This is a genomic window from Mesorhizobium sp. M0678, assembly GCF_040320505.1.
Lineage (GTDB): Bacteria > Pseudomonadota > Alphaproteobacteria > Rhizobiales > Rhizobiaceae > Mesorhizobium.
On record NZ_JAMYPT010000018.1, the window covers coordinates 25050 to 43775 of the forward strand.

General features: G+C 62.4%; 17 protein-coding genes. 6 read left to right on the forward strand and 11 right to left on the reverse strand.

The window, feature by feature from the left end; translation table 11 throughout:
* The first annotated feature begins 192 nt into the window (after positions 1–192).
* Positions 193–3696, forward strand: coding sequence for a carbamoyl-phosphate synthase large subunit (gene carB, locus NKI29_RS25210; RefSeq protein ID WP_352797512.1), 3504 nt, complete (start codon positions 193–195; stop codon positions 3694–3696).
* A gap of 179 nt (positions 3697–3875) precedes the next feature.
* On the opposite strand, the gene NKI29_RS25215 is transcribed toward carB, so the two are convergent.
* From NKI29_RS25215 to NKI29_RS25235, 5 genes are all read right to left on the reverse strand, one after another.
* On the reverse strand, positions 3876–5342 hold the full coding sequence (locus NKI29_RS25215; protein ID WP_352797515.1) for a hypothetical protein: 1467 nt from the start codon (positions 5340–5342) through the stop codon (positions 3876–3878).
* 435 nt (positions 5343–5777) lie between these two features.
* A complete protein-coding gene (locus NKI29_RS25220; protein WP_352797518.1) occupies positions 5778–6245 on the reverse strand; it encodes a hypothetical protein in 468 nt (155 codons plus the stop codon).
* Complete coding sequence (locus tag NKI29_RS25225; protein WP_352797521.1) at positions 6246–6635, reverse strand: DUF6152 family protein; 390 nt, start codon at positions 6633–6635, stop codon at positions 6246–6248.
* 349 nt (positions 6636–6984) lie between these two features.
* Positions 6985–7473 carry a GNAT family N-acetyltransferase gene (locus tag NKI29_RS25230; protein ID WP_352797523.1) on the reverse strand — a complete coding sequence of 163 codons (489 nt, stop codon included), beginning with the start codon at positions 7471–7473 and terminating at the stop codon, positions 6985–6987.
* Positions 7466–8242: a transglycosylase SLT domain-containing protein gene (locus tag NKI29_RS25235; RefSeq protein WP_352797526.1), complete on the reverse strand. Its 777-nt coding sequence runs from the start codon at positions 8240–8242 to the stop codon at positions 7466–7468. The genes NKI29_RS25230 and NKI29_RS25235 overlap by 8 nt, the downstream gene beginning before the upstream one ends.
* A 207-nt stretch (positions 8243–8449) precedes the next feature.
* Between NKI29_RS25235 and NKI29_RS25240 the strand changes: the two genes are divergently transcribed.
* Entirely contained in the window at positions 8450–9019 is a 570-nt protein-coding gene (locus NKI29_RS25240; RefSeq protein WP_352567946.1) for a methylated-DNA--[protein]-cysteine S-methyltransferase, read from the forward strand.
* A gap of 53 nt (positions 9020–9072) precedes the next feature.
* On the opposite strand, the gene NKI29_RS25245 is transcribed toward NKI29_RS25240, so the two are convergent.
* Positions 9073–9399, reverse strand: coding sequence for a hypothetical protein (locus NKI29_RS25245; protein WP_352567947.1), 327 nt, complete (start codon positions 9397–9399; stop codon positions 9073–9075).
* Positions 9400–9699: 300 nt separating this feature from the next.
* On the opposite strand from NKI29_RS25245, the gene NKI29_RS25250 reads away from it, so the two are divergent.
* Positions 9700–9912, forward strand: coding sequence for a cold-shock protein (locus tag NKI29_RS25250; protein ID WP_023678332.1), 213 nt, complete (start codon positions 9700–9702; stop codon positions 9910–9912).
* Between the two features lie 470 nt (positions 9913–10382).
* On the opposite strand, the gene NKI29_RS25255 is transcribed toward NKI29_RS25250, so the two are convergent.
* The 3 genes from NKI29_RS25255 to NKI29_RS25265 all read right to left on the reverse strand — a co-directional run bounded on the left by NKI29_RS25255 (position 10383) and on the right by NKI29_RS25265 (position 12853).
* Entirely contained in the window at positions 10383–10991 is a 609-nt protein-coding gene (locus NKI29_RS25255) for a glutathione S-transferase family protein (RefSeq protein ID WP_352797530.1), read from the reverse strand.
* 117 nt (positions 10992–11108) lie between these two features.
* On the reverse strand, positions 11109–11963 hold the full coding sequence (locus tag NKI29_RS25260) for an EAL domain-containing protein (RefSeq protein WP_352622192.1): 855 nt from the start codon (positions 11961–11963) through the stop codon (positions 11109–11111).
* The gene (locus tag NKI29_RS25265; RefSeq protein ID WP_352788247.1) at positions 11960–12853 is read right to left on the reverse strand and encodes an EAL domain-containing protein; all 894 of its coding nucleotides are present in this window, start codon (positions 12851–12853) and stop codon (positions 11960–11962) included. The genes NKI29_RS25260 and NKI29_RS25265 overlap by 4 nt, the downstream gene beginning before the upstream one ends.
* 202 nt (positions 12854–13055) lie before the next feature.
* Between NKI29_RS25265 and NKI29_RS25270 the strand changes: the two genes are divergently transcribed.
* The gene (locus NKI29_RS25270; protein ID WP_352788244.1) at positions 13056–14258 is read left to right on the forward strand and encodes a pyridoxal phosphate-dependent aminotransferase; all 1203 of its coding nucleotides are present in this window, start codon (positions 13056–13058) and stop codon (positions 14256–14258) included.
* A gap of 6 nt (positions 14259–14264) precedes the next feature.
* Here the strand turns inward: NKI29_RS25270 and NKI29_RS25275 are convergent, their stop codons facing one another.
* A complete protein-coding gene (locus NKI29_RS25275) occupies positions 14265–14660 on the reverse strand; it encodes a (R)-mandelonitrile lyase (protein ID WP_023678338.1) in 396 nt (131 codons plus the stop codon).
* 30 nt (positions 14661–14690) lie between these two features.
* Positions 14691–15290, reverse strand: coding sequence for a methyltransferase family protein (locus NKI29_RS25280; protein WP_352797534.1), 600 nt, complete (start codon positions 15288–15290; stop codon positions 14691–14693).
* A 143-nt stretch (positions 15291–15433) separates the two neighbouring features.
* Here NKI29_RS25280 and NKI29_RS25285 point away from each other — a divergent pair, with 143 nt between their 5' ends.
* Both NKI29_RS25285 and NKI29_RS25290 read left to right on the forward strand, forming a co-directional pair.
* Positions 15434–16300, forward strand: coding sequence for an alpha/beta fold hydrolase (locus tag NKI29_RS25285; protein WP_352475048.1), 867 nt, complete (start codon positions 15434–15436; stop codon positions 16298–16300).
* Positions 16301–16463: 163 nt separating this feature from the next.
* Complete coding sequence (locus tag NKI29_RS25290; protein ID WP_352458409.1) at positions 16464–18515, forward strand: elongation factor G; 2052 nt, start codon at positions 16464–16466, stop codon at positions 18513–18515.
* The last annotated feature ends 211 nt before the right edge of the window (positions 18516–18726 follow it).

The window sequence follows — 18726 nt, forward strand, 5'->3', positions numbered from 1 at the left end:
GGCGCTCGAACCTCTGCCCTACTGCCCTACTGCCCTACTGCCCTACTGCCCTACCCGCATTTTAGGGGGTTACATCCGGCAAAACTCTTCCCTATAAGGCCCTCCTAGCCTGATACCAGAATCGCGCGCACAACCGGCCGGGTCATCCCGTCCGGCTTTTTGTGCAAGCCGCCCGCCGAACGGACCCTCGACATGCCAAGACGCACCGACATCAAGTCGATCCTGATCATCGGGGCCGGCCCCATCGTCATCGGCCAGGCCTGCGAGTTCGACTATTCCGGCACCCAGGCCTGCAAGGCGCTGAAGGAAGAGGGTTTTCGCGTTATCCTGGTCAATTCCAATCCGGCCACCATCATGACCGATCCGGAACTGGCCGACGCCACGTACATCGAGCCGATCACGCCCGAAGTGGTGGCCAAGATCATCGCCAAGGAGCGGCCGGACGCGCTGCTGCCGACCATGGGCGGCCAGACCGCGCTCAACACCGCTTTGTCGCTGCGCCGCATGGGCGTGCTCGACCGCTATCAGGTCGAGATGATCGGCGCCGACGCCACCGCAATCGACAAGGCTGAGGACCGCGCGCTGTTTCGCGAGGCGATGAACAAGATCGGCCTGGAAACGCCGAAGTCGATGCTGGCCAACGCCACCGACGTCAAGAATGCCGACCGCAAGACGCACGAGGCCGAGCGCGCCGCGCTGAAGGCGGAAAAGCCCGAAAATCTCGACGCCGCGCTCGATGCTCTGGAAACGCGCTGGAACCTCGGTGAGGGCGACCGCAAGCAGCGCTATATCAGCCATGCCATGGCGATTGCAGCACAAGCGCTCGACCATGTCGGCCTGCCCGCAATTATCCGCCCCTCCTTCACCATGGGCGGCACCGGCGGCGGCATCGCCTACAACCGCGCCGAATTCTTCGAGATCGTCCAGTCCGGCCTCGACGCCTCGCCGACCACCGAAGTGCTGATCGAGGAGAGCGTGCTCGGCTGGAAGGAGTATGAGATGGAGGTTGTCCGCGACAAAGCCGACAACTGCATCATCATCTGCTCGATCGAGAACATCGACCCGATGGGCGTGCATACCGGCGACTCGATCACCGTCGCCCCGGCGCTGACGCTGACCGACAAAGAGTACCAGATGATGCGCAACGCCTCGATCGCGGTGCTGCGCGAGATCGGCGTCGAGACCGGCGGCTCCAACGTGCAGTTCGCCGTCAACCCGGCAGACGGCCGCCTGGTGGTGATCGAGATGAACCCGCGCGTCTCGCGCTCGTCGGCGCTGGCTTCCAAGGCGACCGGTTTCCCGATCGCCAAGATCGCCGCCAAGCTCGCTGTCGGCTACACGCTGGACGAGCTGGAGAACGACATCACCGGCGGCGCCACGCCGGCCTCGTTCGAGCCGAGCATCGACTATGTCGTCACCAAAATCCCGCGCTTTGCCTTCGAGAAATTCCCCGGCGCCGAGCCGGTGCTGACCACCTCGATGAAGTCGGTCGGCGAGGTCATGGCCATCGGCCGCACTTTCCAGGAATCGCTGCAGAAAGCGCTGCGCGGGCTGGAAACCGGCCTGACCGGGCTGGACGAAATCGAGATCCCCGGCATCGGCCATGGCAGCACGGCCGCCAGCCACGTCGACGACCGCAACGCCATCCGCGCCGCCTTGGGCACGCCGACGCCGGACCGGCTGCGCATGGTGGCGCAGGCGATCCGCATGGGCACCTCGCTGGAAGACGTGCACGCCATGTGCAAGATCGACCCGTGGTTCCTCGAGCAGATCGCCGGCATTCTCGACATGGAAGCGCGCATTCGCGAGCACGGCATCCCCGAGGACGCCGCCAATCTGCGCATGCTGAAGGCGATGGGTTTCTCCGATGCCCGCCTCGCATCCCTGGTCAGGAAGGACGTCGAAGAGATCGAGAAGATTAGGCGTACACTCGACGTTCATCCGGTCTACAAGCGCATCGACACTTGCGCCGCCGAGTTTGCTTCGCCCACCGCCTACATGTATTCGACCTATGAGGTGCCGTTCGCCGGCGCGCTCGCCAACGAGGCGCAGGTCTCATCGCGGAAAAAGGTCGTCATCCTCGGCGGCGGCCCCAACCGCATCGGTCAGGGCATCGAATTCGACTATTGCTGCTGCCACGCCGCGTTTGCGCTGCGCGACGCCGGCTTCGAGGCGATCATGATCAACTGCAACCCGGAGACCGTGTCGACCGACTACGACACCTCCGACCGGCTCTATTTCGAGCCGCTGACGCCGGAGGATGTGCTGGAGATATTGCGCGCCGAGAAGGCGTCCGGCGAGCTGGTCGGCGTCATCGTCCAGTTCGGCGGCCAGACGCCGCTGAAGCTCGCCGATGCGCTGGAGAAGGCCGGCATCCCGATCCTCGGCACCTCGCCCGACATGATCGATCTGGCCGAGGACCGCGACCGCTTCCAGAAGCTGTTGCACAAGCTCGGCCTCAGCCAGCCGAAGAACGGCATTGCCTATTCGGTCGAGCAGGCCCGCCTTGTCGCTGGCGAGCTCGGCTTCCCGCTGGTGGTGCGCCCGTCCTATGTGCTCGGCGGCCGCGCCATGCAGATCATCCACGATGAGAGCATGCTGCAATCCTACCTGCTCGACACCGTGCCCGGCCTGGTGCCGGAGGACATCAAACAGAAATATCCCAACGACAAGACCGGCCAGATCAACACCCTGCTCGGCAAGAACCCGCTTCTGTTCGATACCTATCTGTCGGGCGCCATCGAGGTCGATGTCGATTGCCTGTGCGACGGCAGGTCGACCTACGTCTCCGGCATTTTGGAGCATATCGAGGAGGCCGGCATCCATTCGGGCGACAGTGCCTGCTCTCTGCCGGTGCATTCGCTGCCCTCCGAGCTTGTCGACGAGCTCGAGCGCCAGACGGCAGCGCTTGCCCGCGCGCTCAATGTCGGCGGGCTGATGAACGTGCAATATGCGATCAAGGACGGCACCGTATATGTGCTCGAGGTCAACCCGCGCGCGTCGCGCACCGTGCCCTTCGTCGCCAAGACGATCGGGCGGCCGATTGCGAAGATTGCCGCCCGCATTATGGCCGGCGAAAGCCTGGAAGACGCCTTCGCCCATTACGGCGCCATGCCCGACCCACGCAATCCCGGCCACATCGCGGTCAAGGAAGCGGTATTCCCCTTCGCTCGCTTCCCCGGCGTCGACATCCTGCTCGGCCCGGAAATGCGCTCGACCGGCGAGGTCATGGGCCTCGACCGCGACTTCGCGCTCGCCTTCGCCAAGAGCCAGCTCGGGGCGGGTGTTGATCTTCCCCGCGCGGGCACGCTGTTCGTCTCGGTGCGCGACGAGGACAAGAAAGGCATATTGCCGGCGGTCAAGCGCCTCGCCGGCCAGGGCTTTAAAGTGCTGGCCACCTCGGGCACCGCCCGCTTCCTCGCCGAAAACGGCGTCGCGGCCGAAAAGATAAACAAGGTGCTGGAAGGCCGCCCGCACATCGAGGACGCCATCCGCAACCGCCAGGTGCAGATTGTCTTCAACACGACTGATGGCCAGAAAGCGGTATCGGACTCAAAATCGCTGCGCCGGGCGACGCTGATGCAGAAAGTGCCGTATTACACGACGCTATCGGGGGCTGCTGCGGTGGCGGAGGCGATTGCGGCCCTGAGGGCGGGGAGTTTGGAAGTGCGACCGTTGCAGGAGTATTTTGCTTAGGCGATTAGCCAAGCTCTCTCCCTTGGGGGAGACAGCCGACAGGCTAGAGGGGGCGCTGCCGGCAATAAGGCCCCGCTTTGCTTCGCTCAGCCATTTCACAGACTTGGGGCGGCAAAAAACGAGCAACTCGAAGGCATCGCTCGGATCAGAACACAATAACTCTCCGCAGGCACAGCGACTTATTTTTTTTCACCTTCGATAAGAACTAAATTAGGCTGCCTTCTGGTAGATTTCCTATCCGTCTTTTTTGAAGATGGGCCAGAGCGTGATCTTCGGATAGTTTTCCTTATCAACTTGTATTTATTTGTTTCCTGAGGAACATATTTGCGGCCAAATAACTTTTCAAATTCGGCTCTAAATGGCAGGTCATCCCGAACGTGGACGAAGACAGGCCACTCTTCCAGAGTATTGCCATCCCATTCGCCGCTCTGAGAAAGTCTCCGCATATACGACAAAACGGTAGCTATGTCGCCCCTTATCGCCGCCACGCTTATCGCAAATTGGTCACTTACGATTGTCCAATCCTCAGCGTCTAAGGTCTTCATTGCTTCGGCCTCTCGACCGTCCAGCTTGTAGGCGTTCGCCAAGTTCACGATGTCCATACGCCTTCTAGCCTCTACCGTCTTTCCCCGCAAACCGTTCACGGCGAAGTCGAGCACTGCAGACGCCAGCTTGTATTCCCCACGCTCGATCAATTTGTATCCAAAGTCCCCAAGAGAATCGTCGGCTAGAGCTGTTTCCTTTTGGTGCAACTTTCTCCAAGATACCTGAAGTATTTTCACTCCGAACTCGCAAATGTTATCCAAAGAAGCCTTAAAATATTTGGGAGACGCGAACAATTCATCGCCCTTCTTCATTTTAACAGCTTCGCTCCCTGACGCGTTAAGGCTCTTAATATAAATGTCATTTACAAGTCCATTTGCGTGGGCAAACAGATTCCTCCTCTCTATTACCTCAATTAGGCTAAGCCAGTTAGCGTAGTCATCGTTTATTTTTCTAGCGATATTCAGGCGCTTTTCTATCCAATCAATTTGATCTTCGAAGGAACTTCGTGTTACACTTTCAATCTCTCGATCAAGCAAGAAATCTTTGAACTCCTCAAGTGACCCAGACTTAAAAATATCTCGAACCGATATAGTTTTGTCACTGTCGGAAATCATTGCAGGAAATTTCTTTAGTATTTCTTTCATTATCTGCGCGAGATAATGATCAAGGCTTCCAACTATTCCTATTAGCAACATTTTTGGAACTTGTTTTGATACAAGCTGAGCAGACTTTCTTCGGACTTCTATCGATCGATACTCAGAGTAATTGTTAACGCCAATTTCAAATATGTCACTCTGGTCACGACGTATCGTATTTACGCTGTTGCTTTCACAAAACTCTGTGAGTTCGGCATTCTGGATTCCATCAGTGATTACTGATCCTATAATTGCTATGAAAGGAAGTATATCCATGTATCCTAACATAGATTCGCAAAACAGATCGAAAATAGTTCCGAAATTTGTTCCAACATTTACCTGATCTATCGTTACATTTTTGCTAATTTTCTCCGGGAAATCTGCAGAATTTGATAACGCATGGCCTAAATTCTTTCCGTTTTCGCCTCTATATAGGCAAATATAGAAACTTTGGCTATTTTCCATACCGCTTCTCGCTATTTTAGATCTAATTCAGCAATTTCTTCAGCCGAGCGCCTGCGGACGGCTTCCGTTCCCAACCTTGGTGTCGAGAAAAATTTTGTTGGGACGGCGATCTACTCGTCGCTCGACGAATGGCGCTCGCTCAACAAACTCACCCCCATTTTTACGATTTGAGGACCAGTTTACTTGTAACGCAAGAGAAAATTATTGCTCGCTCATGAGGAGACCGCTCTCATAGTGGCAGCATCCCCATACTGCAGCTGCTCCCGCCAGCTCTGCGTCCTGCTCTCAGGAGTAAAGCAAATCCGTCAGATCACAGGATGTTGCAGGGGCCGAGTGCGAACGGTCCTTGGCAGGTTGGGGCGGCGCGAACCCCGTTCGGAGCCTCAGAATGGTAGATGCCGTCGGCATCGCGGTGGGGACGCTCCCTTGCTGGCGTCAGAGAAACCCAATAAACCGTCCGGCGAACAGCACGGACGTCCACAGCACCAGCGAAAGCACAGCCAGCACGGCCGCGGCCCCACCAACCGACTCGTCACCACCCTTTGCGCGCCAGACGCGCATGAAGACAAGGAAGTTGGCGCCGGCGAGAAGGATGAGAACCATCTTGGCGAAGAAGATCGGCATTGCCGCATACTCGCTCGCCCTGACCGAAAACAGCAGCGACCCAGTAACTAACGCACCGCCGAACGCGGCCAATGCGGTGCGGCGCAGCAGCGCCACGAACGGCGCCTGCGGCAGCGAGCGGAAGGCGCCCAGGATCCTGAGGTCCATGAGCCAGACGCTGGTCAGCAGAGCGCCGATCGACAGGATGTGGAGCGCATTGACGATGGGGTAGGCGACGAAGGAGGCCTTCAGTCCCCGCGCGAAGGCGAGTTGCTCGATGCCGGCGAAAAACCCGTCCATTCAAGCCGGCGGCACGCGGTCGGGATAGACGTCATAGGTCTTGCCGCCGACGATGACGCGGACTGCCTTCATGCGTTTTTCGCTCTCGTCGCGCGAGCGATGGCCGATCGCGGTCACCTCGTCGCCGACCTTGGCGACCTCCTCGGTGAAGCCGGCGGCGATCGTGCGGGACGGCGGCGCCATCTCCACTCGCCAGGCCTCGCCCTCCGCGTCGACATCCAGCGTGGCGTGCGGATTGCCGATATAGATGGCCATTATCTTGCCCTTGAGCTCGAAGAACCCGTCCTGCGTCCACGACCAGCCGTGATGGGCATACGCCGCGGTGGCGGCGGCAAGGATCACCGCCGCTGCCAGCGTGATGCTTCGCATCTTGTTGAAAGGCGACTGCATCGCTCGTCTCCTCGTTCCGGCACTAGAGGGTAGGTCAGCGCGCCGCAGCGTCAAATCACATAAGGGCCCTTGGGTCGCTGCGCTCTACAGCCATGGCAACGGCATGGATCCTAGGGTCTGCGCTCCCGCTTCGCGTTCGCTCCGCCCTAGGATGACGAAGCGCGGGTAGGCTTCTGGCCAATCTCCAACGCCCGCGATTGGCCTTTATGCCACTGTGCCCTTCGTCATCCTAGGGCGGAGCAGGAGCGAAGCGACGTCGCGGAGACCCTAGGATCCATGCCGTTACCTTTGAGCGTCGCAGCCTCAGCTGAATATCAACACACTTACCCGAAGCCAGCTTTGCCCCGCCTCACCCCGCCCAATCCACCTCGACCATCCCCAGCCGCTGATAGAGCCTGACGGCGGCGGCGTTCTCCACCGTATTGGTCTTGAGATCGACATGCGCGGCGCCCCGCGCGCGAAACTCGGCGAAGGCGTGGCGCATCAGCGCCTCGGCGATGCCCTTGCCGCGTGCCTCGGGATGCACGGCAAGGTCCTTGACGAAAGCCCGCGTCCAGCACAGCGCCGCGCCCGCCAGCCGGCCCTTGCCGTCGATGACCAGGAAACACAAAGCTGGGTCGAATTCCGCGTCGCCCGAAATGCGCGGCCACCATTCGTCGAACGGCCCGTCGGCGCCGTCGTCGAACACCGCGGTCAACAGCGTATGCAAAGCGAGTGCATCGGCGGCTTCGAAGCCGCGCATGAAAAAACCTTCGGGCCAGCGCGGCGCCAGAAGCGTGTCGTCGAAGATCTTGCGCAGGCGGATGTCGTTTGGCGCCGGCGGGCGCGGCTCAGGCATCGGGCTGCATGCGGCGGCGCAGGCTATCGCTGCCGAGGCCGGTTTCGCCCAGCATCCCCTTGCGCTTGGCGTCGTAATAATAGCCGCTCTGGTAGAGCCGGTCGGCGCGCTTGGGGTTGCCGCCTGAGACCAGCCAGGCGCCGCGCAGATATTTCACCGCATATTTCAAATTGGTCTCGGCATTGAACAGGCCGCTTGCCGGCCCGTCATAGCCCATGCCGCGCGCCGTCGCGTGCTTGATCTGCATCAACCCCCAATGGCCGTGATTGTAGGCTTTCGGGTTGAAGGTGCTCTCGCGGTTGACGACGCTGCGCACCAGATCGACCGGCACCTGGTAAAGCGCGGAATATTTCTCGATCAGCCGCTCGATCTCGCTGCGGCCGCCGGCGTTCGACTGACCCTCGGTGGGGTCGGTCGCGGCCAGAACGGCCGGGTTCTGCGGCACCGTGTAGGAAACCGGCTGAACGCCGGGCATGGCCGCGGTCTGTTGGCTGACCGGCATGGCGACGGCTGGCGTCGCGGTAACAGGCTGGGCATTGGCGGTCATGACGGCGGGGGTAGTTGCCGCCAGCGGCGTCGGCCCGGCAAAGGCGGCGGCCGGCTCGATCGGCAGCGCCGCTGTCTGGGCGACGCCGGACGGCTCCGGCAGCACCGAAACTGTATCGGGCAGCGCCAACGTAAAGCCGGCATCGGTATTGGCCGTATTTTCGGTGAAGGCCGGCGTCGGGGTCACCGGCGAAGTCGAGGTGCAACCGCTGAGAGCGGCCACGGCCAACACCGCCACTAGGACGGGAAAGAGAAATTTTGCTGGCAAGCCGCGCTCGGGTCCGGTTCGTCGGGTGTTAAGAAGTCCTTACACCAGCATCTTTCCCCGGGCAATCCGCGGCATTCGACCGTTTTCGGGTGGCGAGCCGGGCCGGGAAATGCGATATTGTTCTGGATTTGTACTTCGAAGGATTCCGGAAAGGAGCACGCCATGGACGCCTCTCATGCCACCGCCGGCCACGCGGTCTTCGAAACCGTGCTCGGCTTCATGGGCATCGCCTGGAGCGAAGCCGGGCTGACCCGGCTCTGCCTGCCGCAGCGCAATCGCGACGCGGTCGAGCGCCGGCTGCTACGCCGTGCCGCCGCCGACCAAGCAGCGAAGCCCGAGCCGCAATGGGTTGCCGAGCTGATCGCGTCGATCAAGGCCTATGCCGCCGGCGGGGATATCGATTTCTCCGGCGTGCCGGTCGATCTCAGCGGCGTCGACGAGTTCCGCCTGGCGATCTATGATGCCGCGCGAAAACTCGCCTTCGGCGAAACCACCACCTATGGCGAACTGGCCAAACGCGCCGGCCATGCCGGGCTGGCGCGTGAGACGGGCGCCGCACTCGGCGCCAACCCGGTGCCGCTGGTCATCCCTTGCCATCGCATCCTTGCCGCCGGCGGCAAGATCGGCGGCTTTTCCGCCCCTGGCGGCTCGGCCACCAAGGAAAAGATGCTGGCCATGGAAGGCGTGCGCGTCGGCCCGCCGCCCCCGGCGCAGGTGTCGTTCGGGTTTTAGGTGTGCTGATATTCAGGTGATGCCGGTACCCCGGCGCACCCATCTCGACCAGCCTAGTCCGGAAGCAGGCGCCGGCGGAAGCGCCGATCGAATTCCACCCGCTTGCATTTATAGACGGTGCACGAATTCGTATCGGCACTCGGCACGGAGGCCCGCGCCCTGACCTCGCCGATGTCGCAGAATTGCTGGCTCCGCACGTAACGGTCGTAGAGCGCCAGCCCCGGCACGCGCGCCGATCTGTAGCGCAGGATGACCGCGCCCTCGCGCGCGATCGTCGCCTGCACCTTGCCGCAGCTCATACGGGTCGGGTCGTAGCGCGAGACGGCCTGCGCCTCGGAAGCCACCAGCGTCAAGCACGCGGTAAGCAGAACGATTTTCATGGGCCCTCTCCCCAAAACCCGGTCGCGCCCGAAGCCGACGCGATCCTCCCGGGTCAGGCGCGCAACAACGACGCTCTCACGCGATTGGGGCGGCCGTTGGGCAGCGTTGCCGCCGCGCCATTTTCCGCCCCGTCTTGTTTTTTGCGCGAAAGCATATTATATGCGGTCCATTGATATTTCGGCCGATCGATCCGGGCCTCGCGATATTCGCGTTTGCTGACGTTCTATCTCCAAAATCTCGATACAAACCGGCTGGGTTTCGGTCCAGTCAAACTAAAGCAAACGTAAAGGACTATCGAAATGGCAACAGGTACGGTCAAGTGGTTTAATTCCACCAAGGGTTTCGGCTTCATTCAGCCTGACAGCGGCGGCGCGGACGTTTTCGTTCACATCTCCGCAGTCGAGCGTGCTGGACTGTCGACCCTGGTTGAAGGCCAGAAGATCAACTTCGAGATCGAGCAGGACCGCCGCACTGGCAAGTCGTCCGCTGGATCTCTGAGCAAGGCAGCCTGATTTTGCGAATGGCGCGCGCCGGGCGATAGCCCGGGGCGCGCGGCAAGTCACGGATGTACTGGCGGTCGCGCGAGAAGCGCGCCGGAGCGAAAGACCCCGACAAGCCGAAGCAGCAGATTGCTGCCGGCCCGGCCAAAACGCTCCCGATCAGGCTACCAAGCATGGGAAGGCGGGATTTTGTCCCGCCTTTTTGCTGTCTGGATTTTAAACGCCGACAATTGGCGAAACCGGCGATACAGCTCCTTCTCCCCGTCTCTATACGGGGAGAAGTGCCCGGCAGGGCGATGAGGGGCAGCGCGACGCATCAGGACTGCCCTTCGCCAGGCCAAGCACGACATCACAACAAAGGCTGGCGCCGCCCCTCATCTGGCTGCCGCCATCTTCTCCCCGTACAGTGACGGGGAGAAGGACGCTTTCGCCGAAGCTTTCGCCAATTGTCAACGTTGCTCAGCAAAGTCGGCGAGTTGCACTCAACCCACCCACTCCAGCGGCACGTGCCCCGGATCGGCCTCGACCCTTTTCAGCCAGGCGGCCACCGCCGGATAGGCGTCGAGCTGAAACCCGCCCGTCTCGGCGGTATGCGTATAGGCATAGAGCGCGATGTCGGCGACGCTGAGCGCATTGCCAGCGAAGAAGCTGCTCCCGGCCAGGTGCTTGTCCATGACGCCGAGCGCCTTGTTGCCGCGCTCCAGCGTCAGCGCCAGCCGCTCGGGCGTTGCGTCCTTGGCTCTTTCAGGGAAGGTCAGCAGCGCCCTGCGCACGGCGATATAAGGCTCATGGCTGTATTGCTCGAAGAACAGCCACTGATAGGCCAGCGCGCGTTCGTATCTGTCCGCCGGCAGGAACCGCGTGCCTTCGGCGAGATAGAGCAGGATGGCATTGGATTCGGCCAGCCGGCGGCCGTCGTCGAGTTCGAGCAGCGGCACCATGGCGTTCGGGTTTTTCGCGACATAGTCGGGCTTGCGCGTGTCGCCGGTGTGCGAGCTGACCTCGACATTGGTGAAAGCGATGCCGAGCTTGGCCATCAACAGGCGCGGCTTGTAGCAATTGCCGCTGTCGATCATTCCATAGAGTATCATCGGTGCTCCCCCTTGCTCGCAACCACCCGTCTCAGGGCTTGATCCAGCCTCTATCGCGGCAGCGGCGGCCTCATCCAGTGATTTGTTTTGGCGTAACCATCAGCGCCGCTGATGCATTCATCCGAACAAGGGGATGACGTTGTTATCCCTGCCAAGCAACCTGTCGATCGACAGAGGCTCCTCGTCGAACAGCGTACCGGCCAGCGCCGGCCGGGCAAGATAAAAGCCCTGCAGCAGGTCGACGCCGCCATCCAGCGCGACGCGCAGATGCGTGGCGTTCTCGACGCCTTCGACCAGCACCTTGGCGCCACGGTCGTGCAGCGTCGAAACCAGCGGCCGGAAAAACCGCTCGGCGGCGGCATGGCGGCAGAATTCTGCGAACCAGGTGCCGTCGATCTTGACGATGTCGGGCTGCACCAGCGCTACCCTTTCTTCGGTCGAATGCCCGGTGCCGAAATCGTCGATGGCGATGCGGACGCCGTCGCGCCGCATCTCGCGCGCCAGGCTGACAAGCACCTTGTCGCCGGCCGCCTGCTCGGTAATCTCGCAGACCAGCATGCCAGGATGCAGGCCGAAATCCGTCAGATGCCTGGTCATCAGCCTGATTTCGGCCAGCGCCCGTGCGGGGTCATCGTTGATCAGCGGATTGTAGTTGAAGAAGAGGTCGAGCCCGTCGACGCCGATGTTGCGGAAGTTGCGCAAATGCAGCACCCGGCACATGGTTTCGACAAACAGCCGATCCGCTGCCGGCACACCTTCGAAGAAGATTTGCGGCGCCACCGGCCTGCCTGCACGATGCGGCTCGATCAGTCCCTCGACCGCGACGGCGGCGAGAAACCTGCCGCGCGGCGCGAAGACCGGCTGGTAGGCGCTCCTCAGCCGGAATGCGCCGTAGACGCCATATTCAATGCCGACCTCGTCGGCAAAGATCGCTTCGCCGACCTTGCGCCGCATGTCGGCCCGCCCGGTCACGATGCCACCCTGCGGCCAAAGGCCCGCATCGGCCGCCGCGATGGCGAAACGGCCGCGGGAACTTTGTCCTTATCGGGCGACACCGCTGATGCTTGCCCGGCCTTGTCGAAGACGTGAAAGCTGGTCGGCGCAAGCTCCGGGCGTGCCAGCACGAAGCCTTGCACCATCGAGGCGCCCGACTTTTCGGCAAGCTCGAGCTGCCAGCCCGTCTCGATGCCCTCGAATACCGTACGGATGCCTTGCTCTTCGAAGCTTGTCACCATAGCGGTCAGCAAGGCGAAGCCGGCACCGGACTCCATCAGCGTCATGATCCAGTCGGCGTCGAACTTGACGATGTCTGGCCTGAGTTCCTTGATGCGATTGATGTCGGATTCGTCCGCGCCGTAATCGTCGACGGCAATGCGCAAACCATTGCCCCTGAGCGCCTCGACGAAATTGTAGAGCGTTTCCTGCGACGCCGATTTCTGCTCAGTGACCTCGCAGACGACGCGGCGCGGATCGATGTCGGCCTCGTGCAGCACCAGCCGCATGTCGCGCAGCGCCTTGTCGGCGATGCTGCGGTCGGTGAACACCGATGGATCGAAATTGATGAAGATGGAGGCGTCTCGCGGCAGGCAGGCGCCGGCGTTCAGAAGGTGCAGCGTCCGTGTCAGCGCCTCGATATGCAGGCGGTCGACCGCCGGACAGCTGTTGAAGAAACTCATTGGCGGCTGCGGCTCGCCTTCGCGGAACGGCCGGATCAGCCCCTCGAACGCGACGACGGAAAGCTTGCCCTTGTTGAAGGCGAAGATCGGCTGGAACGCGCTTTGCAGCGTATAGACCCCCCAGACACCGCTGGCGGTGCCGTCATCATGGCGGATGGTATGGGCAAGCCCGATGCTGCGCGTCACGGTTCCTCGCTGTGCGAGACTGGCGGACCGGCCACGGTCCTGCCGTTCAAGCTTTTACCGATCGTTGGTGAATTTATTGTTGCCAGCATTGCGCGCTGGCTCATTCGACAATGCCTGCGCTGGGCTTGCGCTTGACCAGATGATGCGACATGAGAGGCGCCGCGGCGCCTTCGCCCGCCGGTCTTTTCTGGAGATATCTGTCATGGCCTTTCTTGCCGACGTCCTTTCCCGCGTAAAGCCTTCCGCGACCATCGCGGTGACGCAGAAGGCGCGCGAGCTGAAAAACGCCGGCCGCGACGTGATCGGGCTGGGCGCCGGCGAGCCGGACTTCGACACCCCCGACAACATCAAGCACGCCGCGATCGAGGCCATCCGCCGCGGCGAGACGAAATATCCGCCGGTCTCCGGCATCGTGCCGCTGCGCGAGGCGATCGCGAAAAAGTTCAAGCGCGAGAACAATCTCGACTACCGGCCGGAGCAGACCATCGTCGGCACCGGCGGCAAGCAGATCCTGTTCAACGCCTTCATGGCGACGCTGAACCCCGGCGACGAGGTGATCATCCCGCGGCCCTACTGGGTGAGCTATCCCGAAATGGTGGCGATCTGCGGCGGCACCTCGGCCTTTGCCGACACCTCGATCGACAACGGCTTCAAGCTGACGGCGGCCGTGCTGGAAAAGGCGATCACGCCGCGCACCAAATGGCTCTTGATGAACTCGCCGTCGAACCCCTCGGGCGCCGCCTATACCGAAGCGGAACTCAAGAGCCTGGCCGACGTGCTGTTGAAGCACCCGCATGTCTGGGTGCTGACCGACGACATGTACGAGCACCTGACTTATGGCGACTTCGTCTTCAAGACCATCGCCGAGGTCGAGCCTAAGCTTTATGAGCGCACGCTGACGATGAACGGCGTGTCGAAGGCCTATGCCATGACCGGCTGGCGCATCGGCTACGCGGCAGGCCCGGTGCCGCTGATCAAGGCGATGGACATGATCCAGGGCCAGCAGACCTCCGGCGCCTGCACCATCGCCCAATGGGCGGCGGTCGAAGCGCTGAACGGCCCGCAGGATTTCATCCCGAAGAACAAGGCGATCTTCCAGGGCCGGCGCGATCTCGTCGTCTCGATGCTCAACCAGGCGCGCGGCATCACCTGTCCGTCGCCGGAGGGTGCGTTCTACGTCTATCCCTCCTGTGCCCAGCTGATCGGCAGGAAGACCAAGAGCGGCAAGGTGATCGACAGCGACGAAACCTTCTGCTCGGAACTGCTCGAGGCCGAGGGCGTGGCGGTTGTTTTCGGCTCGGCCTTTGGCCTCGGCCCGAACTTCCGCATCTCCTACGCCACGTCGGAGGCTCTGCTCGAAGAGGCCTGCACGCGCATCCAGCGCTTTACCGCCGCGCTGGTCTGAGACGTTTCAGCCGCCATACTGCTCGTCGTTCACCTTCTCCAGCCAATCGACATGCACACCCTCGAGCGCCTCCTGCATGGCGATGTGGGTCATCGCCGATTTGGGCGCGGCGCCGTGCCAGTGCTTTTCGCCGGCCGCAAAGGAGATGACGTCGCCGGCCCTGATCTCCTGCAGCGGCCCGCCCCAGCTTTGCACGAGACCGGCACCGGATGTGACATAGAGCGTCTGGCCGAGCGGATGCGTGTGCCAGTGGGTGCGAGCGCCGGGCTCGAAGCTGACCAGCGTGGCTCTGAGCCGCGCCGGCGCCTCTTTCTCGATGATCGGCGTCTGCAAAACCCGGCCAGTGAAGTATTTTTCCGGCGCAACAATCGTCGGCACGCTGCCGCAGGCAATAATCTTCATCGTCGCAAGTCCTCGATTCAATCCAGTGTCTTAGACCCTACCACTTTCGTCCGATGCCGGCTGCATCTCCTGCCGGCTGCGGGCAAAACGCGGCCAGAACAGACCGGTCCGCGTGCGGTAAGCGTCGTAGGCATCGGCCAACCTTGTCCGCGAAAATTTTCGCTCTTCGTCCAAGGCTGCGATCACGTAGATCGTAACGATGCCGGCGACCGGCACCACCGCCCAGACCGACCAGGTCGCGATACCCGATCCGATCCAGAAAATGATGTAGGACGTGTAGAACGGATGCCGGACATGGAGATAAGGGCCTTCGGTCACCAGGCTGTCGGGATTGTCAGGATCGAATGCGAACCGCAGCCGCGCCTTGCGGGAGACCGAGATCGCCCACCAGAACAGCGCCGAGCTTGCCAGTTCGACGGCGAGCCCGCCGATCTTCGCCGCCACCGGCTGCCGCTCGATCCACAGCAGCGCAAGAAAGAACAGCGCCGTGCCGACCACGACGGCCGAAATGATCATCGCGCCTTGAGACATAGTCTGCGACTGGAAATGCGCGCGCATCGACCAGGCATATTGGCCGAGCGTCGCGATGCTGCTGATCGAGAGGAGAAGGTCGAGCGTGGATTCCATCATCAGGGTCCCGGGGTTAGCTGTGGTGGATTCGTTCATCATACCCGGCGCAAGCCGAGAAATCATTTCTTAACCACCGTTCTAAACAACATGGTGACCTCGGCATGCGATGTTGACCTGGAGACAATCCCAAGGTCCAACCAGATATGGCCGTTTCCCACCGCACGATCCGCACGCCGCAAGCGGATTTGCGCCTCAGCCAGTCGTCGGGACCCGGCATCCCGCTTGTCCTGATCCATGGGTCGGGCAGTTCGCGCGCCGTATTCGCCCGCCAGTTCGACAGCCCGTTGGCCGCTGCCCATCGGTTGATTGCTTTCGACCTGCCCGGCCATGGCGAATCGTCGGACGCCCGCGATCCGGCGACGGACTACACCATCGCCGGCCTTGCCCAATCGGCGGCTCAGCTCCTCGATGCCTTGGGCATCGGCCGCGCCGTCGTCTTCGGCTGGTCGCTTGGCGGGCACGTGGCAATCGAACTCGCGAGTTTTCACCGCGCCGTCGGCGGGCTGATGCTGACCGGCGCGCCGCCGGTATCGAAGGGTCCTTTCGGCATGCTGCGCGGCTTCCACGCGCATTGGGACATGCTGCTGGCGTCCAAAAAGACGTATTCCGAACGCGATGCCGAGCGCTTCGAGACGCTGTGTTTCGGCGACACCGCCGATCCGTCCTTTCGCCAAGCCATCCTGCGCACCGACGGCCGGCTGCGCGCCGCGGTGACGCGCGGCATGCTCACCGGCAAGGGCGCCGACCAGAGACAGGTGGTCGAGCAGGCCGCGTTTCCGGTCGCTATCGTCAATGGCGAGAACGATCCGTTCGTCCGGCTCGGCTATTTTGAGACGCTCGCCTACGGCTCGCTGTGGGAGCATTGCCACATCGTCTCCGGCGCCGGGCATGCGCCTTTCTGGGAGCGGGCGGACCTGTTCAATCCGCTGCTCGCGCGCTTTGCCGAGACGGTGGCGGTGCAGCGCGTGGACGCACCCCCGCTGGCGTCGCGCCTAACCGGCACCGGCTGAACCGGCCCCAACTTCAAATCCCTTCAACCTCAAATCCCTTGCCCTCCCGGCCTGCCCGTGGGACGATGCCCTTTGGGTAGGTGGCAAATTGAAAAAAGCCTCGCCCGCGACGGCCGACAGGCCGGCCGCCGCTCACAGGGAAACGCCTGAGTGGAGGTCAGCCATGGGTACTCGCGCCGGAGGACGACGCACGGGACCGAAATGCATTGCCATAGTCGGTCCCTTCGCAAGCGGTAAGACGACACTTCTCGAAGCCATACTCGCCCGTACAGGCGCCATTCCCCGCCAGAATCCCGTTTCGTCCGGAAATACCGTTTCCGATCATTCGCCCGAGGCGCGCGCTCACGGCATGAGCGTCGAGGCGACCTTCGCCACCACCGATTTCATGGGCGAGCCGTTCACCTTCGTCGATTGTCCCGGCTCCATCGAATTCTCCTTCGAAGCCGAGCCGGTGCTGGCCGCCTGCGACGTCGCCGTGGTCGTTGCCGAGGCCGACGAGAAGAAGATCCCTGCCCTGCAGCTGATCATGCGCAAGCTCGACGATCTCGGCGTGCCGCGCATGCTGTTCCTGAACAAGGTCGACAAGGCGATAGCAGGTGTGCGCGACACGCTGAAGATGCTGCAGCCGGCAAGCTCGGTGCCATTGCTGCTGCGCCAGATCCCGCTGCGCAAGGACGGCGTCGTCATCGGCTCGATCGACCTCGCTCTGGAGCGTGCCTACATCTACCGCGAATATGCCGAGAGCGAGGTCGCCCAGATCCCGAGCGACGACAAGGCGCGCGAGCTCGAGGCGCGCTTTTCCATGCTGGAGACGCTCGCCGACCATGACGACCGCCTGATGGAGCAATTGCTGGACGAGATCGAACCGCCGAAGGATGCGATCTTCGACGATCTTGCCGCCGACCTGCGCGACGGCATGGTGACGCCGGTGCTGATCGGCACCGCCGAGAAGGGCAATGGCGTGCTGCGCCTGTTGAAGGCGATCCGTCACGACGCACCCGACATCGAGGCGACGCGCCAGCGCCTCGGCGCTCCCGACGGCAATGCCACCGTGGTCCAGGTGATGAAGACCATCCACACCGCGCATGGCGGCAAGCTGTCGGTGTCGCGCATCCTGTCCGGCCAGGTCGCCGACGCCGCCGAGCTGTTCCTTTCCAATGGCGAAACGGCAAAGGTCTCCGGCATCTACAAGATGCTCGGCAAGGACCAGGTCAAGCTGACTTCGGCCAAGGCCGGCGACACGGTGGCGCTCGGCAAGCTGGACGCCGTCAGGACCGGCCAGACGCTGAGCTCGACCAAGGGCGGCATCCAGCCGCTGGTCACGCTGGCGCCGCCGCAACCGGTCTTCGCCTTCGCGCTGCGGCCGAAAGAGCGCAAGGACGAGGTCAAGATGTCGGCGGCCATCCAGCGCCTGGCCGAGGAAGATCCCTCACTCAACCTGCATCACAACCAGGATTCGGCCGAAACCGTGCTGTCCGGCCATGGCGAGATGCATCTGCGCGTCGTGCGCGAGCGGCTGGAAGGCAAGAACCAGATCCCGGTCGAAGGCCATGTGCCGGCCGTGCCCTACCGCGAGACGATCCGCAAAGCGACGCAGCAGCGCGGCCGCCACAAGAAACAATCAGGCGGCCACGGCCAGTTCGGCGACGTCGTGATTGAGATCAAACCGCTGCCGCGCGGGTCAGGCTTCCAGTTCACCGATACGATCACCGGCGGCGTCGTGCCAAAGACCTACATCCAGTCGGTCGAGACCGGCGTGCGTGACTACCTGAAGTCCGGGCCGCTCGGCTTCCCGGTCGTCGATGTTGCCGTCAACCTTTCCGACGGCTCCTACCATGCGGTCGATTCCTCCGACATGGCCTTCCAGATGGCAGCGAAGCTGGCGATGAAGGAAGGCATGGCCGCGTGCTCGCCGGTGCTGCTCGAGCCGGTGATGAAGGTCGAGATCGTCACGCCGTCCGACGCGACGTCGAAGATCATTGCGCTGATCCCGCAGCGGCGCGGCCAGATCCTCGGCTACGACGCGCGGCCCGACTGGCCCGGATGGGACGTCGTCGAGGCGACCATGCCGCAAGCCGAGATCGGCGACCTCATCATCGAGCTGCGCTCGGCCACGGCGGGTGTCGCCAGCTACCGGGCCGTCTTCGACCACATGGCCGAACTCACCGGCCGGTTGGCCGACGAAGCGCTGAACGCCAACGGCAAGGCCGCCTGAGCTGCCTTTGCGGCCCAACAGGAAACGGCGCCCGGATGATCCGGGCGCCGTTTCTTGCGGACCGTCTTCGTGGGAGGCGAAACGGCAGGTCCGCCGCATGCTTGCCGCCGGTGCCTGGCGGCGGAGGAAGGTTCGGACGCGGTAGCTGCCTGAGCCCGGGTCGTCCGAGTGATGCCCCCATCCCCCGGACGAGCCACACCGCGTCCTGTGC

What these genes read in the sequence shown, in the direction of transcription:
- NKI29_RS25290 (WP_352458409.1), top strand. Translation starts at nt 16,464, where the DNA reads ATGGGTACTCGCGCCGGAGGACGACGCACGGGACCGAAATGCATTGCC.
- NKI29_RS25270 (WP_352788244.1), top strand. Translation starts at nt 13,056, where the DNA reads ATGGCCTTTCTTGCCGACGTCCTTTCCCGCGTAAAGCCTTCCGCGACC.
- NKI29_RS25250 (WP_023678332.1), top strand. Translation starts at nt 9,700, where the DNA reads ATGGCAACAGGTACGGTCAAGTGGTTTAATTCCACCAAGGGTTTCGGC.
- NKI29_RS25230 (WP_352797523.1), bottom strand. Translation starts at nt 7,473, where the DNA reads ATGCCTGAGCCGCGCCCGCCGGCGCCAAACGACATCCGCCTGCGCAAG.
- NKI29_RS25245 (WP_352567947.1), bottom strand. Translation starts at nt 9,399, where the DNA reads ATGAAAATCGTTCTGCTTACCGCGTGCTTGACGCTGGTGGCTTCCGAG.
- NKI29_RS25240 (WP_352567946.1), top strand. Translation starts at nt 8,450, where the DNA reads ATGGACGCCTCTCATGCCACCGCCGGCCACGCGGTCTTCGAAACCGTG.
- NKI29_RS25225 (WP_352797521.1), bottom strand. Translation starts at nt 6,635, where the DNA reads ATGCAGTCGCCTTTCAACAAGATGCGAAGCATCACGCTGGCAGCGGCG.
- NKI29_RS25220 (WP_352797518.1), bottom strand. Translation starts at nt 6,245, where the DNA reads ATGGACGGGTTTTTCGCCGGCATCGAGCAACTCGCCTTCGCGCGGGGA.
- carB (WP_352797512.1), top strand. Translation starts at nt 193, where the DNA reads ATGCCAAGACGCACCGACATCAAGTCGATCCTGATCATCGGGGCCGGC.
- NKI29_RS25285 (WP_352475048.1), top strand. Translation starts at nt 15,434, where the DNA reads ATGGCCGTTTCCCACCGCACGATCCGCACGCCGCAAGCGGATTTGCGC.
- NKI29_RS25275 (WP_023678338.1), bottom strand. Translation starts at nt 14,660, where the DNA reads ATGAAGATTATTGCCTGCGGCAGCGTGCCGACGATTGTTGCGCCGGAA.
- NKI29_RS25215 (WP_352797515.1), bottom strand. Translation starts at nt 5,342, where the DNA reads ATGGAAAATAGCCAAAGTTTCTATATTTGCCTATATAGAGGCGAAAAC.
- NKI29_RS25255 (WP_352797530.1), bottom strand. Translation starts at nt 10,991, where the DNA reads ATGATACTCTATGGAATGATCGACAGCGGCAATTGCTACAAGCCGCGC.
- NKI29_RS25280 (WP_352797534.1), bottom strand. Translation starts at nt 15,290, where the DNA reads ATGATGGAATCCACGCTCGACCTTCTCCTCTCGATCAGCAGCATCGCG.